This window comes from Leucobacter chinensis (assembly GCF_019049105.1).
In the GTDB taxonomy this organism is placed as follows: domain Bacteria; phylum Actinomycetota; class Actinomycetes; order Actinomycetales; family Microbacteriaceae; genus Leucobacter_A; species Leucobacter_A chinensis.
This window is the reverse complement of sequence record NZ_JAHQZR010000002.1, coordinates 231,115-245,550: the sequence shown is the minus strand read 5'-3', so window position 1 is coordinate 245,550 and position 14,436 is coordinate 231,115. Positions and strand designations below refer to the sequence as shown.

General features: G+C 63.3%; 14 protein-coding genes. 7 read left to right on the top strand and 7 right to left on the bottom strand.

The window, feature by feature from the left end:
• Nucleotides 1-32 precede the first annotated feature (32 nt).
• The 4 genes from KTJ78_RS03090 to KTJ78_RS03075 form a co-directional block, all read right to left on the bottom strand.
• The gene (locus KTJ78_RS03090; protein ID WP_217132486.1) at nt 33-821 is read right to left on the bottom strand and encodes an ABC transporter ATP-binding protein; all 789 of its coding nucleotides are present in this window, start codon (nt 819-821) and stop codon (nt 33-35) included.
• 229 nt (nt 822-1,050) lie between these two features.
• A complete protein-coding gene (locus KTJ78_RS03085; RefSeq protein WP_217132485.1) occupies nt 1,051-1,884 on the bottom strand; it encodes a helix-turn-helix transcriptional regulator in 834 nt (277 codons plus the stop codon).
• Complete coding sequence (locus KTJ78_RS03080) at nt 1,881-2,765, bottom strand: serine hydrolase domain-containing protein (RefSeq protein ID WP_369807952.1); 885 nt, start codon at nt 2,763-2,765, stop codon at nt 1,881-1,883. Before KTJ78_RS03080 ends, KTJ78_RS03085 begins: the two co-directional genes overlap by 4 nt.
• Nucleotides 2,766-2,825: 60 nt before the next feature.
• Nucleotides 2,826-3,872 (bottom strand): Glu/Leu/Phe/Val dehydrogenase family protein, encoded by a 1,047-nt coding sequence (locus KTJ78_RS03075; RefSeq protein ID WP_217132484.1) that lies wholly within the window; start codon nt 3,870-3,872, stop codon nt 2,826-2,828.
• Nucleotides 3,873-4,010: 138 nt separating this feature from the next.
• On the opposite strand from KTJ78_RS03075, the gene KTJ78_RS03070 reads away from it, so the two are divergent.
• Nucleotides 4,011-4,463 (top strand): Lrp/AsnC family transcriptional regulator, encoded by a 453-nt coding sequence (locus KTJ78_RS03070; protein ID WP_217132483.1) that lies wholly within the window; start codon nt 4,011-4,013, stop codon nt 4,461-4,463.
• Here KTJ78_RS03070 and KTJ78_RS03065 read toward each other — a convergent pair.
• A complete protein-coding gene (locus KTJ78_RS03065; RefSeq protein ID WP_217132482.1) occupies nt 4,432-4,938 on the bottom strand; it encodes a winged helix-turn-helix transcriptional regulator in 507 nt (168 codons plus the stop codon). The genes KTJ78_RS03070 and KTJ78_RS03065 overlap by 32 nt on opposite strands.
• A gap of 113 nt (nt 4,939-5,051) precedes the next feature.
• On the opposite strand from KTJ78_RS03065, the gene KTJ78_RS03060 reads away from it, so the two are divergent.
• The 4 genes from KTJ78_RS03060 (at nt 5,052) to KTJ78_RS03045 (ending at nt 9,709) form a co-directional block, all read left to right on the top strand.
• Nucleotides 5,052-5,543: a PaaI family thioesterase gene (locus tag KTJ78_RS03060; RefSeq protein ID WP_217132481.1), complete on the top strand. Its 492-nt coding sequence runs from the start codon at nt 5,052-5,054 to the stop codon at nt 5,541-5,543.
• Between the two features lie 193 nt (nt 5,544-5,736).
• Complete coding sequence (locus KTJ78_RS03055; protein WP_217132480.1) at nt 5,737-7,332, top strand: amidohydrolase; 1,596 nt, start codon at nt 5,737-5,739, stop codon at nt 7,330-7,332.
• A 35-nt stretch (nt 7,333-7,367) separates the two neighbouring features.
• Nucleotides 7,368-8,708, top strand: coding sequence for an MFS transporter (locus tag KTJ78_RS03050; RefSeq protein ID WP_217132479.1), 1,341 nt, complete (start codon nt 7,368-7,370; stop codon nt 8,706-8,708).
• Nucleotides 8,709-8,746: 38 nt separating this feature from the next.
• The gene (locus tag KTJ78_RS03045; protein WP_217132477.1) at nt 8,747-9,709 is read left to right on the top strand and encodes a LysR family transcriptional regulator; all 963 of its coding nucleotides are present in this window, start codon (nt 8,747-8,749) and stop codon (nt 9,707-9,709) included.
• Here the strand turns inward: KTJ78_RS03045 and KTJ78_RS03040 are convergent.
• Nucleotides 9,699-10,298, bottom strand: a complete 600-nt coding sequence (locus KTJ78_RS03040; protein WP_217132475.1) for a TetR/AcrR family transcriptional regulator — start codon at nt 10,296-10,298, stop codon at nt 9,699-9,701. The two genes, KTJ78_RS03045 and KTJ78_RS03040, sit on opposite strands and share 11 nt — an antisense overlap.
• Nucleotides 10,299-10,453: 155 nt before the next feature.
• Here KTJ78_RS03040 and KTJ78_RS03035 point away from each other — a divergent pair, with 155 nt between their 5' ends.
• Both KTJ78_RS03035 and KTJ78_RS03030 read left to right on the top strand, forming a co-directional pair.
• A complete protein-coding gene (locus tag KTJ78_RS03035) occupies nt 10,454-12,172 on the top strand; it encodes an amidohydrolase (protein WP_217132474.1) in 1,719 nt (572 codons plus the stop codon).
• Between the two features lie 33 nt (nt 12,173-12,205).
• Complete coding sequence (locus KTJ78_RS03030) at nt 12,206-13,612, top strand: APC family permease (protein WP_217132473.1); 1,407 nt, start codon at nt 12,206-12,208, stop codon at nt 13,610-13,612.
• Nucleotides 13,613-13,676: 64 nt separating this feature from the next.
• Here the strand turns inward: KTJ78_RS03030 and KTJ78_RS03025 are convergent, their stop codons facing one another.
• Nucleotides 13,677-14,426, bottom strand: a complete 750-nt coding sequence (locus tag KTJ78_RS03025; RefSeq protein WP_217132472.1) for an LmeA family phospholipid-binding protein — start codon at nt 14,424-14,426, stop codon at nt 13,677-13,679.
• Nucleotides 14,427-14,436 lie beyond the last annotated feature (10 nt).

Below are 14,436 nucleotides of genomic sequence, written 5' to 3'. Positions count from 1 at the left end.
TCGACTGAGAGAAGTGGGTAACGATGATTGCTCTAGCGCGGCACGCGAGCGGCATGGCGACTGAGCGGATCGATGCGCAGCCTGCCCGCTTGCTCGTCGACCGTGACCGACACGCGAATCTCGTAGGCCGCAAAAATATGCGCCTCGGTCAGTACCTCGAGCGGGGTGCCCTCTGCGACGATACGGCCGGAGTGCAGGAGCACAAGGTCGTCAGCGACGCTCGCCGCGTGGTCGAGGTCATGCAGTACGACGCCGACCGCGACACCGTAGTCGTCGGCAAGGTCGCGAATGAGGTCGAGCGTTTCGGTCTGGTACCGCAGGTCGAGGTGGTTTGTTGGCTCGTCGAGCAGGACGACGCCGGTCTGCTGTGCGAGACACGCGGCGAGCCAGACCCGCTGCAGTTCGCCACCAGAGAGCTCGCCCGTTGCTCGGTCAGCCATATCGGTGAGGCCGGTTGCTCGGAGAGCCTCGTCGATGGCACCGCGGTCTTCTGCAGTGAATCCGGCGAACCGTCGGCGATAGGGGTGCCTGCCGAACGCGACGACCTCTCGCACGCTGAGCCCCTGCGGTGCCATACGTGACTGTGCGAACAGGGTGACCTCTTGTGCGAAGGCACGGGCAGGCATGCTCTGAATTGAGATGGCTTGTTCTTCACCGCCTCGCTCGAGAACCGTCGTGCCTGCTGCGGGAGTGTGCAGTCGCGCGAGGCTGCGGAGGAGCGTCGACTTGCCCGAGCCATTTGGGCCGATGAGTGCGGTGACGCGGCCTGGCCTCAGCGAAACCGAAACGTCATCGATGGCTTTGCGATCCCGAAAGCTCATCGTGAGTCCCTCGGCGAGGAGGGAACTCGCTGCGCGCCCGGGGCCACCGAGCGAGGGTGATGGCTCCGCTGACTGGGCAGAAAGAAATGGGGTAGTGATGAGGGGCTCCTGCGCTCAAAATGTTGGCACGAAACAGGGCCCAATGCATCATGCGTTAAGTCTGATGTGAATTAGGGCAGCCTTGCTTCACCAAGAGTAGCCGCGCTCAAATCAATGCGCAATCAAGTAATCACGACATGGAATGTGGCGAATCAGACACTGTTGAAGTGTAGGAGCCAGGGGTCGTACCCAGCACGCGCTTGAACGAAGCGATAAAGGTGCTCGGCTGAGAGAAACCGAGCCGCTCTGAAGTCTCGTTCACCGAGAAGCCTTCGCTGAGGAGTGCGACGGCGTGGTGTATGCGAAGCACCTGGCGCCACTGCAAGAAGGAGAGGCCCGTGTGCTTGCGAAAGAGTCTCGCCACGGTTCGATCACTGATGCCCACTTGCTCGGCCCACTCGGCGAGAGATTGGGTATTGGTGGGATCTTGCACGAGCGCCTCGACGATCACGGTGATATGCCCTTCGCCCGGAAGCCTGAGGCTCAGCTGGTGCGGTGAAGGCTCGACAACGTCGAACACGACGGCCTCTGCGCGCTGTCTCTCGTCGGGCGAGAGATCGGCCTGCTCGAGGTGCGTGAGCAGGCTCGCAACCAGGGGAGTGATGTGCACCGCAGCCGGCTCGGCAAAATCGAGTGGCGATCGGGCTGGTTCGAAGAGGGCGTCGATGAGTGAGGCCCCCGCCGTGACACGACCTGAGTGCACGGTGTGCGCAGGGATCCACAGCCCTTGGCCCTCGGGAATCGTGACCACGCGGTCGGGCAGCTTCACGGTCATGGTTCCGTTGCACACCCACACAAGCTCGTGCAGTCGGTGCGAGTGGGGCTCAAACTCGAGGGGTACCGGAATGAAGGCCCGTTCGACGGCAATGCTGAAAGGGGGCTCGACGCTCGTGGGCGAGTCAACCTCGTCGACGATGAAGGTGTGGGGCTCGCGAGCCCACGCCCCGCGGGAGGGTGTCGTCATGCGGCGGGCCTGACCGCGTTCACGATTCGTTCGCACATAAGGTCTGCGCCCTCGTGGTCGTCGGCCGTTACGGTGATGACCGCGTCGCCTGTGAAGAGCACGAGCTGGCCATAGGCCCCGTGGAGCCGCCACGCCGCTCCGGGGCCGTCCCAACCCGCGAGCGCGTACCGCTCGTAACCACGAGGGCCCTCGCAGGCTGTCCAGTTCGAGTGCATCGCCGTGATCCACTTCTCGTCAACAAGGCGAGTGCCCTGCCACGTGCCACCGTCGCGAATGAGCCGAGCAAAGCGCGCGAGCTCTTCGAGACGCAGATGCAGCCCGCCTCCCGCGGTCACCCAGCCGCCCGGGCAGCGATCCCAGTGCGGCTCCTGAATGCCAAGTGGCTCGAAGAGGCGTGAGTTCACCCACGTCGAGACGTCGCCGACCGCCGTTGCGAGGGCTCGCATTGCCGTGTACGTGCTCGCGTTCGAGTACTGAAAGGCTCTGCCCTGCGTCGCTCGCGAGAGGAACTCGTGTGCGAGGTCGGGCCAGTCGGTCATGAGAGTTGGCGACCACGGCAGGTCGATTCCACTCGTCATCGAGAGCAGGTGCCGTACCGTGACGTGCTCGACGCCCTCGCCGAGCGTGACGTTCGGGAAGTACTGCGACACCGGGCCGTCAACATCGAAGATTCCCTCGTCGGCAGCCATTGCGGCGGCGATGACGCAGACGGCTTTTGCGACCGACTGCACATCGCGGCGTGTGTCGTTGTGCCACAGGTGCGATGCAGTGTCGTCGCCCACGAGCACGTGCATGCCTTTCGCGCGAAAACCATCGGTCTCTGCCGCGTCGATGAGTGTGTCGAGAATGTCTTGCGCGCGGGCCATCTCATTATTATGCACGAAGAGCGTTGGAACCCTCGATCACTCATTGCCTGGCGATGCCGCCTCAGGAGTGATTGACTACGCCGTCACCACCGCCTGGAGACGCTGTTGCACGAGGCGGTCAGCGGCCTCGATCGTGGTGATGCCCGAAGCCTGAGCCTCATCGAACACCTCTGAGAGTGTTTGGCCGATGGCGTCGATGCGCTCGATTTTCTCATCGATCGACGCGTCTTCGGCGCCGAGGTAAATCACGCCGCCAGCATTCACGAGGTAGTCGGGCGCGTAGAGGATTTCGCGCGCTGCGAGCGCCTCGGCGCCTGAAGGCTCTGCGAGCTGGTTGTTTGCGGGGCCGACGACGGCGCGGGCGTTGAGCTCGCTGATGACCTTTGCGGTGAGCATTCCGCCAACGCCCGCGGGCATGAATACATCAGCCTCGACGGTGTGCGCATTATCGGGCGAGACCCACTCTGCGCCGAGTTCGTCGGCGAGTGACTTCTTCGCGGTGTTGATGTCTGACAGTGTGAGGCTTGCGCCTTCTGAAGCGAGCTGGGTCGCGAGTGCCGAGCCGACGTGGCCGAGGCCAACGATTGTGATGCGCCGGCCGTTCGCCGAAGCGTCGCCAGTGAGTCGGCGCAGTGTCTCTTGCAGTGCGGCGTGAACGCCACGAGCCGTGTATGCGCCGGGGTCGCCGAGCCCGCCTTGGCCCGCAGGCAACCCGACCACGTGCTTGGTGCGCTCAGAGACGCTTGCCATGTCGGCCGCAGTGGTGCCGACGTCTTCTGCCGTTTTGTAGAGCCCGCCGAGCTTTTCGATGATGTCGCCCAGGTCGAGGAATGCTGCGTGGCGTTCTTCGGGGCTCAGCGTCTGCCCTGGCGCGAGAGCGATAACGGCCTTGCCGCCACCCGAGCTGAGGCCTGCGAGCGCGTTCTTCGAGGTCATGCCGTCGGCGAGGCGCAGGGCGTCGGCCACGGCATCGTCACGGCTGTCGTAGCTCCACAGTCTGCAACCGCCAAGCGCGGGGCCGAGGGTCGTGCTGTGAAGGGCTACGGCGATGGTGAGACCCGAGCGGGTACCCGTCGCGACCGTGAGCTGCTCGTGATCGAACGTGGCAAAAACTGACTGCATAGTGACCTATTCCTCTTCGTTGATGGTGGTGTGCCTACCGACGATCTCAGTACCTTTTTACGTTTTGTGCAAGAGGTCAACTTCTTATTGATCATAATGATCAATCTATTCGGGGTTTGGGGCGCTATTCTGATCAGTATGAGTGAACTCGACGCCACTGATCGCCGTATTCTTGCTGCCCTCGAACATGACCCAAGGGCCACGGTTCAAGCACTCTCACAGCGCCTCGGTCTTGCGCGCGGCACGGTGCAAGCGCGAATCGAGCGGTTGCAGAACGCCGCAACGCTGCGGGCGCACTCGCTACGCATTGACCCGACTGCCCTGGGGTGGCCGATGCGGGCGAAAATCACGGTCGAGACCGATCAAGAGTTGCTGAACCATATGATCTCCGACCTCGAGCAGATTCCCGAGATTATCGAGTGCCTCGTGGTCTCCGGTGGCAGTGACCTCGCCCTCGAGGTTGTCGCCCGTGATTCAGACGACATTTACCGCATTACCCAGAAAATACTCGATTGTCGCGGAGTGATTCGTACTTCAACCTCGATTGTGTTGCGAGAACTTATTGAACGGCGGCAGCATCAGCTGCTCTAGTCTCGGCGCTACCTGATATCAGCGCTCCCGGCCCAGGTGCCGCCTTGCCTTCGTGAGCGGCGGCGATCGTATGGCCGTTCTCGCACTGCACGGCGCTTGAAAGCGGCGATCCGCAGCCTCGGTGCGTGACGGTGATCGCGGGGCCAGCCTCGTCAGCGTAGTACTTGTCGCCCCAGGTGAGCAGAGCGATGATGACGGGAAACAGGTCGCTGCCCTTGGGGGTGAGCTCGTACTCGCGGCGAGCGCGCATGCCGGGCTCCTGGTATTCGACGGCGTGGAGGATGCCGGCGGTGACGAGCTTGTGCAGGCGGTCAGCCAATACCGAGTCTGAGACCCCTAGGTGGTCTCGTATTTCATCGAAGCGATGAATGCCGTTGAATGCTTCGCGCAAGATGAGCAGCGTCCACTTCTCGCCAACCATTTCGAGTGCTCGCTTGACCGAGCAGTTTGAGGCGTCGTAGTTGAGCCACTGCATGGTGCTCCTTTGGTTGACACGTGGTAGCCGAACTGGCTAACTTTGATTATACAAGCCAGCTAGGGATGAAGCCAGCAACCGCTGGCAAGCCGGCCTTGAAACGAAGGATTGCGATGACGCACCGTGAGAAAACCATTACCTGGCAAGACCCCACCGAGGCCCTCGAAGCGATGCCTCGCCTTTCGGGTATCGACTACCTGCGCAAGATGCAGGCGGGCGAACTGCCCGGGGCGCCGATTGCCGCCCACGCTGCGATGCAGCTCACCGAGGTGGGCGAGGGAACGGTGACCTTTGTGAGCGAGCCCGATGAGTCGCACTACAACCCGATTGGTGCGGTGCACGGTGGCCTTGTCTGCACACTGCTCGACTCGGCTCTCGGCTGCGCGGCCCACACGACGCTGCCCGCGGGGGTCGGCTACACCTCAATCGAGATCAAGATTAACTACCTACGCCCCGTGACGAAAGAGAGCGGGCCCCTTACCATCAATGGGAGGGTGACGAAGCCGGGACGGCGCGTGGCCTTTGCCGAGGGCGAAGTGCTCGACAAACAAGGCAAGGTCGTCGCGACGGCGTCGAGTAGCCTGCTCATCTTCCCGCTGGGGTAAGGCGGCAGTGCGGACACGCCACCGGCCGGTGTGAAGAAAGCTCCGGCGTGCTCTATGCCGTTTCGGCAACGAGTCGCCCAAGACTCGGCAATATCTCTCTCTGAAGCTCCGCAATAGGGTGAAATCATCACGTTTTAATGGAGAAACAGGGGTCGATATGCGCTGTGATGTTCGCTTTGAAAATGCTCATTTTGTGGGGCTTGGGGCAGACGCTGCGACAGACCAGGTGGCGGTGAGCGGGGGCCGTATCGTCGCGATCGGCGAGGCAGCCCAGGCGCTCGCCGCAACCGAGGTGGTCGACCTCGGCGGGGCGCACGTGGTTCCTGGGCTCAACGACGCACACTTTCACCTGAGTTACTACGGTCGCCAGCTCGAGTCACTGTACCTGGGGCCAGGGCGCATCTCGTCGCTCGAAGAGCTTTACCTTGCGATCGAAGAGCGGGCGAGGGTGGTGCCTGAGGGCTCATGGATTCTCGGCCACGGCTACTACTCGCTCGATCTCGGCGCACACCCCGACCGGCGTGAGCTCGATCGCCGGGCAAACGGCCGGCCGGTCTTTCTCTCTCACCAGTGTGGCCATCTTGCGGTCGCGAACACTGCCGCGTTTATCGCGGCTGGCCTCGATGTAGAGCACCCCGGACAAGCGCCCGTTGGCGGTGAAATTGCGATCGATGGGAGCGGATCGGCGACGGGGCTTCTCATCGAAACCGCTCGCGAACTCGTGACCGGCGCGCTTCCCTCCACCACGCTTGAGCAGCAGACCACAGCAATCGGTGCAGCGAGCGCTGCCGCTGCCGCGATGGGGCTCACGAGCATCGCGGAGCCGGGCATCTGCGCCCCAGGGGCACTGCCGGGGTCACGTCACGATGATCTACTGGCATATCAGCGCGCCCGCGAAGCGGGAGCGCTGCGGGTGCGGGCAACCGTGATGCCGCTCATCGATGGTCTGAACCGCGTCGAACAGGCTCCCGGGGTGTGGGCCAGAGCTGGTGGGCTTGGCGCGCGCACCGGGTTTGGCGACGAGCGGCTTCGGCTTGGCCCAGTCAAAATCATTGCCGACGGCTCGCTGTCGGGCCGTTCGGCCTTCGTGAGCGAAGATTACGAGCACGAGCCGGGCAACCGGGGGCTCTTGCAGTACCTTCCAGACGACCTGCGGGACATGATGTTTGAGGCCGATCGTGCCGGGTGGCAACTCGCGATTCACGCGATGGGCGATTCGACGGCCGAGCTCGTCATCAAGATTCTCGAAGAGCTTGCCCCGGTCAGCACCCTCGTGCAGTTCAGACCCAGAATCGAGCACTTCTCGCTCGTCGAGCCGGGCCTTGTCGCAAGAGCCGCTGCGCTCGGGGTCGTGCCGGTGCCACAGAGTCGCTTCATCGGTCAGTTTGGTCACGGCTACCGCAGGTGTCTCGGCGATCATCGGGTCGATCAGGTGTTTCCGATCCGCTCGCTGCTCGATCTTGGAATGGTTCCCGCGGGCAGCTCTGATGCTCCGATCAGCGACGGCGATCCGCTCAAGGGCATTGCCGACATGGTGCGCAGAGTCGCTCCTGACGAGCGTACGGTTGCTCCCGAAGAGCGGGTCACGGTTGAGCAGGCGCTGCTGTCGTACACGCAGGGAAGTGCGTACGCAGAAGGCACCGAAGGGTGGAAGGGCAGGGTTCGCGAGGGATACGTCGCCGATTTCACCGTGCTCGACCGTGACCCGCTCACGGCTCCGGCCGAGTCGTTCGGTGACATGACGGTTGAGGCGACGATCGTCGGCGGCGCCTTCACCCACGAGAAGTGACAGAGCACGACTTCACACTGCACGAAAGGACAACGATGTCTGCATCAACTGAGGCCCCAGCGGGGGCCGTTTCAGAGGCGAGTGTTCGCCGAATCGCCTGGGCCGCCTTCGTGGGCAATGCCCTCGAGTGGTACGACTTTTTCTTGTACGGAACGGCTGCTGCGGCCGTGTTTCAGCAGGTCTTCTACGCGGGAGATGACCTCGCTCATGCGACAACGCTGTCGCTGCTCACTTTCGCCGCGGGCTTTCTCACGAGGCCACTCGGCGCGATCGTGTTCTCTCACATCGGTGACCGCTACGGGCGTCGCACCGCACTGCTCATCACCCTCATTCTCATGGGCGTGTGTACGGGCGGAATCGGGCTCTTGCCGAGCTACGCCGCAATCGGGATCGCGGCACCCATCATGCTGCTACTCTTCAGGATTGGGCAAGGGCTCTCGGCCTCGGGTGAGTGGACCGGGGCGACACTGCTCGCGATCGAGTACGCGCCGCCGCACCGTCGTGGCTTCTATGCGTCGATCGTGCAGCTTGGCTCGCCCGCTGGCACAATCGCGTCGTCGGGCGCTTTCATGCTCGTGATGCTTTTGCCGCACGAATCATTTGTCTCTTGGGGCTGGCGGCTGCCGTTCCTCGCAGCGTTCGTACTTGTGGCCATCGGCATCTGGATTCGCCTGCGCATCGAAGAGACGCCCGAGTTTCAAAAGCTCGTCGTTGAGGCCGAGGTTGAGAGCTACCCAGCGCTGCAGATCTTTCGCGAGGCTCCGGGCCGTGTGCTGCTCGGCGCCGGAGTCTATCTCTTTGGCATGGCAGGTTACTTCTTCATGACGACCTTCATGATCGCCTGGGTGGCATCGAAGGGGCAGGACCCCGCTCCCATCATCGGGAGCTCGATTGTTGGTGCGACCATTCAGCTCGTCGTGACGCCCTGGTATGGGCGCCTCGCCGACCGGTTTGGTTCGGCGCGTGTCATGATGATCGGTGGCTTTGTGACGCTCGCGTATGCGCCGCTGCTGTTCATGCTCGTCGACACCGGGGTTCCCGCGTTCATGCTCTGCGCGCTCGCGATCGCTCCGATATTCGGGGTGACAATGTACGCTCCCGCAGGTGCGCTCTTGAGTGACCTCTTTCCGCCTCGCCTGCAGTACAGCGGCCTTGCGCTCTCGACCAACCTCACGAGCGTTGTCGCGGGCTTCGTGCCGACGATCGGTTTCGCGCTCTGGAACGCGAGCAACGGTTCATACTGGCCGCTCGTTGGCTTCTATATGCTGCTCATCGCGTTGACGATTCTGAGCGTGTGGATCTCGTCGCGCTCCCGAAACCTGCGCACGGGTGCCGAGACCGCTGGCATCGCTGTCGTCGGGGAAGACATCGGGTAAAATCTAGGCAGGTATTGTCTCATTGGTGGGAGGGCCCGGTGCAAATCAAATTGCTCAGTTGCTTCGAGGCCGTTGCTCGGCTGGGGTCGCTATCGGCGGCCTCGGCCGAGTTGCACGTGACGCAGCCGGCCCTCTCGCGCCAGCTCAAAGAGCTTGAACGAACGACCGGGGTCGAGCTCTTCGACCGTAGCGGGTACCGCCTCACGCTCACGCGGGCCGGGCGTGACTTCTTGCCGCACACCCGCAAGGTGTTGCTCGCGACCGCGCAGCTCGAAGAGGTCGTGCGCACGCAGGTCGCGAGCCCTGAGTCGCAGCTCGTCATTGCCTGCCCTCCAGAGACCGCGAGGCACATCATCGCACCGCTCATCGCTGAGGGCAAGGTGGCGACTGCCCGTATCGTCACGGCCCCAGCCGATGAGGTGCTTGAGATGCTGCGGGAGGGGGCGTGCGACATCGCGATCGGTACCGCGGTGCCACCGCAGGAGCTCTCGCACACGGTGCTCGGCACGATCCCGCTGACGGCTCAGTTTACCGAGGCAACCGGCGACCTTCTCGCTGATCATGGGGTCGGCGAAGCTGGGGCCCGGCACCTCGACGTGAGGGTGCTTGAGTGGGCGCCAGTCGTTGCCGTCGAACACTATCGCGGGGTGCGAGGCGCCGTTGAGGTCGCGTGTGTTGCCGATGGTGTCGCGCCGCGGTTCGGAAGGGTGTTCTCGTTGCCAGAGGTGGCCCAGGCTTATGCCGCAAAGCACGGTGGGCTCTGCATGCTCAGCGGTGAGCCCGCGCTGTTCGGGCTCACGAGTAAGCCACTCTCGTGGCGAGGGCGAGAGCTGCGCATTCCCCTGCACGCGGCGTGGATCGCGGGAGCCGCGCTCGACGTGCACATTCGCCGCGTTGTGGCGCAGTTGAGTGAGAGTGGCACCCTCGATGCGCCCGAAGCGGTGTGGCCTGCGCCTGCTGCCGAGGGCGGCAACGTTTCGGCTCCGGTCGCTAGCGACTGACTCGCGCGCCGACCTGCTCGGCAAAGAGATCGATGGCGCCGAGCGCCTCGGCGACGGTCACGCTGCCACCCGCCACGATGTGCAGCCCGTAGGCGTCTTCGAGTGCCACGAAGTTCATCGCGATGGTGTCGAGCGGCCCTGTGAGCGTAAAGCTGCCGTCGGCAACACCCTCGACGAGAATGTCCCGGTAGAGCTTCAGCTGTGCGTCGTAGAGCTTGCGCACGAGCTCGTCGTGCAGCTGCGACTTGCCCGCGAGCATGTCGAATTCGTAGAGCAGGCGCATGAGCGCGTCGTCTGGCCCGTGGGGCAGGCCCGCGTGAATTGCGACGGAGAGCTTCTCGGTTGCGCTCTGTTTTTCTTGAACGAGCACCTCGCGTTCGGTGACGACGCGCTCCATGCCGGCGGCGTGCGCCTCGACGAGAATGGCCTCGAGGTCTTGGTAGTAGTAGAGCAGCGCACCGCGGGTGACCCCGGCCTGGTTTGCCACGTCGGTGAGTGAGAGTTCACGCAGCCCGTGCTCTGAGGCGGCGGCGAGCGCCGCGTTCACCACGTCTTGTCTGCGCTGCTGCTGGGTGCTCGGTCGTGCCATGCCAACAGTATCTCACTGCCCGAGGGCAACCTCAAAAGAGTTTTTTGACATCTGAGTAAAATAACTTATTCTTGTGTGGGTACGGTGCCAAAAGCGCACCATAGATTTCTCGGTTCGCGGCGAGACCGCGGGCGATAACACCAGGAGTGGCGACGATGCTCGATACCTTGTACACCGGCGGCAAGATCCGCACCTTTGATCCCGAACAACCGTGGGCCGAAGCTCTCGGCGTGACGGGCAACACGATCACCTACGTGGGGCCGAACGCCGATGCGCCAGCCGCCCGACACACGGTGCAGCTTGAGGGCCGCCTCGTGACCCCGGGCGTCGCCGACACCCACAACCACCTGCTGCTCGGTTTCGACGACCTCGCGGTGAGCCTCGACCAGGTCGAGAGCCTCGACATTGTGCGCTCGCGCATCGCCCAGTTCGCTGAAACGCACCCCGAACTCGAGTGGATCTGCGCCGAGAACGCGCTCTACTCGGTCGTCGAGGGGCGCCGGCCGAACGCCGACGATCTCGTGGGCGTGACCGACAAGCCAGTGTTCATCACGACCTACGACCAGCACTCGGTGTGGCTCAACAGGCCAGCACTCGCGAAGCTCGGCATTCTCAACGGGGCCGAGATCGCGTGGGGCAAGCCCGAGCGCGACAGCGTGACGGGCGAGCCCACGGGGTGGATCACCGACTTTTACACGAGCGCCATGACGATCTCGGGGCTCGCAGAGTTGCAGCGGGATATTCCCATATACTCGCCAGACCGCCGCTACCGCAAGGTGACGAACAGTCTCGACATGGCCGCCCGCTTCGGCATCACGACGGTCGTTGAGCCGCAGGTGCCCCTTGCCGAACTCGATCTGTTCGCGAGAGCAAACGACGAGGGTAAGCTGACCTCGCGCACGATCGCCGCGATCTACCACCCGGTTGGCGCTGACGGTGATTTTCGTGCACGCATCACTGAGGCGATCGCCGAGACCCCTCAGCACGAGCGCTTCAAGCTCGGGCCAGTGAAGCTCTACGCCGACGACGTGATCGAGCCGCACACCGCGGCGATGCTCGAAGACTACGCCAACCGCCCGGGGCACAGGGGGCACACGAGCCTCGAGCCGACCGAGTTCACGAAGCTCTTCATCGAGCTTGACCGGCTCGGCTACCTCGTGCACACCCACGCGATCGGCGACTGGGGCACTCGCCTCACGCTTGACTCGATCGAGGCCGCACAGCGCGCGAACGGCACCCGCAGCCGCCACGGCATCGTGCACGTCGAGTGCCTCGCCCCCGACGACCTTCCGCGCTTCGCAGAGCTCGGTGTTGTCGCGGCCATGCAGCCCCGCCACGCGTCGCCTGACCTCGTCGCCGGTACCTGGATGGAAAACGTGGGCGAGCAGCGCTGGGACAGGGCGTGGCGGTACCGCTCGCTCATCGAGTCGGGTGCCAGGGTGACCTTCTCGAGCGACTGGCAGGTCGGCGAGATGGATCCGCTGGTTGGGGTCTACAGCGCGATGACCCGAGCACGGCTCGACGGCAGTGACGGGTGGACCCAGGGTGAACGGCTGGACCTTGACCGCACCCTGCACGCCTACACGCAGGCTGGCGCCTTCGCCTTTCACCAGGAGAGCAAGCTCGGCATGCTGCGCGCCGGCTACCTCGCCGATCTTGTCGTGTGGTCGGGAGATCTCTACGCGATGGAGCCCGCTGAGATTCTGCAGCAGTCGGCCGACCTCACGGTTGTCGGCGGTGAAGCCATTCACGACAGCCACGGCGAACAGGGCGGGCCCAAGGCGGCACCGCACGCGGCAAATGCCAGCGACTGGAGCGCGGGCGAGAGCTCGTGCGGTGACGTCACCCAGGGCGCACACCACCACACCTCATAGCCGAGAACCTCAGACAGAAAGAAGTGATCATCGATGTCAACGTTGCCATCAGCACCCAGTGCGACGGGCCAGGGCGCAACACCCTCAAGCGGCAAGGGGCAGGAGGGGCTGAAATGCACGCTCAAGCTGAGGCACCTCGTCTTTATCGGGCTCGCCTACATGGCTCCGCTCGCGGTATTCGACATGTTCGGTATCGTCGCCGAAGAGACGGGTGGCCATGTGCCGCTCGCGTACCTCGTGGTGATGGTCGCGGTGCTCTTCACCGCGTACAGCTACTCGAAGATGGTGAAGTTCTTTCCCATCGCGGGTTCGGCCTACACCTACGCCAAAGAGGCGATTAACCCGCACCTAGGCTTCCTCGTGGGGTGGGCTGCAACGCTCGACTACCTGCTCTTGCCCATGATCAACGCGATTCTCTCGGGAATTTACATGGGGGCGATCATGCCCGATGTACCGTTCGGGGTGTGGGTCGTCTTGACGATCGCGATTTGTACGGTGATGAACCTCGTCGGGGTGAAGCTCGCGGCGAGCATGAACATGATTCTCGTGGGCATTCAACTCGTGGTCGCGGTGATCTTCGTGGTGCTCACCGTGAAGAACATTATGAGCGGTGCCAACGACGCGGCCTTTACGATTGAGCCCTTTTTCTCGAGCGATATTCAGGTCGTCTCAATCGCAGCCGGCGCCGCGATTCTCGCGCTCTCGTTCCTAGGGTTTGATGCGGTTTCGACCCTCGCCGAAGAAGCCGAGAGGCCGACCCGAGATATTCCGCGAGCAATCTTCATCATCATCGCGGTCGCGGGGGCCTTCTTCATCACCGTCACCTACGTCATGCAGGTGCTCTTTCCCGATGTGACCGAGCTTGGTGACATCGTGGGCGCCTCGCCCGAGATTGCCCAGTACATCGGCGGTGCCGCGTTTCAGGCCATCTTCGTTGGCGGCTACATGATGGCCGTGCTCGGCTGCGGCATCACGCAACAGATGAGCGCAGCTCGCCTGCTCTACGCAATGGGACGCGATGGCGCCCTGCCGAAGAAGGTCTTTAGCTCGATCAACACACGCACTGGCGTTCCCGTGGGCAACGTCATGATCGTTGCCGCGATCGCGCTCACCGCGCTGTTCGTTGACCTTGATCAGGCAGCCTCGATGATTAACTTTGGAGCGTTTATCGCCTTCACCTTTGTGAACCTCTCGGTGATCTTCGTCTTCTTCAAGTTCTTGCAGCGACGAGACCTGAAGAGTTTGCTGCTGTTTGTCATCGTGCCCGGAATCGGGGCGGCGATTAATATCGGGCTCTGGGCGAGCCTCGACTCGCTCTCGATGATGATTGGAGGCGGGTGGATCATCGCCGGCTTCATCTACTTGCTCGTGAAGACGCGCGGCTTGAAGAACCCGGCTCCTGATCTCACCGGCCCCATCAACATCGGCATGTACGAGTAAGCCGGCTTAACCGCGAATCCGAATCTCTTCGGATGAGGCGGGCGTGAGTGTGTTCATGCCCGCCTCACTCGCATGAGCCCCGCCGCCGCATGTCTGGGTCTGAGATAAGCCGCTCGGCGAGATTGCCCGTGAAGGTGACGGCCCCGCTTTCTGCGACCTCGACGCCGGTGAGCGTGAGCCCCGCGGGCAGGGCATCTGCGATGCACACGGGGCGCTGCTCGCTCATTGCTGACTGTAAGAAGCTTGCGACCGGGCCTTCTCCCTGCACCGTCACGTCGTGAGGCGTGACGAGCACATCGCCATTCTCGGCTTCGAGGTCAACGGGCGCCTCGTACGAGATCTCAAAAGGAGGGCTATGGGGCAGATCGAAGTGCTCGTCGGTGAGCACCCCGCTCGTCACGAGCTGCCCCTCGCGCATCTCGCCGTGATCGGCGAGGCCCCGGCTCACGATCGTGACGATACCGTCGAGATCATCGGCATGGGCGGCGAACTCTGCCGTGCCGTCGTGCAGCTTACCGAAGGTCGGCAGGAGCGGCATGCGCCCAACCGTGAGGGTCACCGTAGCATCGACCTCGGAGGTGAGAGGCACGCCGGTGGCGGTCACCGTGACATTGCTGATGCGCCAGGCGAGTGCGTTGAGCAGGAGAGAGCCGCGCGTCTCAACCGTGACGGTCTCGGCTTTCGGCACGCGAAGGGCGAGCCTCGCGCCCGTCTCGACGAGAGACGGCAGAATCGCGCGAAGGCAAAGTTCAAGGAGTACGCCGAGCACCGCGAGCACCCCGAGGGTAATCGCGAGGCGCTGAAGAGTCTTCATAGATGTGAGA

Excerpts from the sequence above, each read along its gene's own strand:
- KTJ78_RS03035 (WP_217132474.1), top strand. The coding sequence starts at position 10,454 with ATGCTCGATACCTTGTACACCGGCGGCAAGATCCGCACCTTTGATCCC.
- KTJ78_RS03060 (WP_217132481.1), top strand. The coding sequence starts at position 5,052 with ATGACGCACCGTGAGAAAACCATTACCTGGCAAGACCCCACCGAGGCC.
- KTJ78_RS03070 (WP_217132483.1), top strand. The coding sequence starts at position 4,011 with ATGAGTGAACTCGACGCCACTGATCGCCGTATTCTTGCTGCCCTCGAA.
- KTJ78_RS03025 (WP_217132472.1), bottom strand. The coding sequence starts at position 14,426 with ATGAAGACTCTTCAGCGCCTCGCGATTACCCTCGGGGTGCTCGCGGTG.
- KTJ78_RS03090 (WP_217132486.1), bottom strand. The coding sequence starts at position 821 with ATGAGCTTTCGGGATCGCAAAGCCATCGATGACGTTTCGGTTTCGCTG.
- KTJ78_RS03050 (WP_217132479.1), top strand. The coding sequence starts at position 7,368 with ATGTCTGCATCAACTGAGGCCCCAGCGGGGGCCGTTTCAGAGGCGAGT.
- KTJ78_RS03075 (WP_217132484.1), bottom strand. The coding sequence starts at position 3,872 with ATGCAGTCAGTTTTTGCCACGTTCGATCACGAGCAGCTCACGGTCGCG.
- KTJ78_RS03065 (WP_217132482.1), bottom strand. The coding sequence starts at position 4,938 with ATGCAGTGGCTCAACTACGACGCCTCAAACTGCTCGGTCAAGCGAGCA.
- KTJ78_RS03030 (WP_217132473.1), top strand. The coding sequence starts at position 12,206 with ATGTCAACGTTGCCATCAGCACCCAGTGCGACGGGCCAGGGCGCAACA.
- KTJ78_RS03085 (WP_217132485.1), bottom strand. The coding sequence starts at position 1,884 with ATGACGACACCCTCCCGCGGGGCGTGGGCTCGCGAGCCCCACACCTTC.
- KTJ78_RS03040 (WP_217132475.1), bottom strand. The coding sequence starts at position 10,298 with ATGGCACGACCGAGCACCCAGCAGCAGCGCAGACAAGACGTGGTGAAC.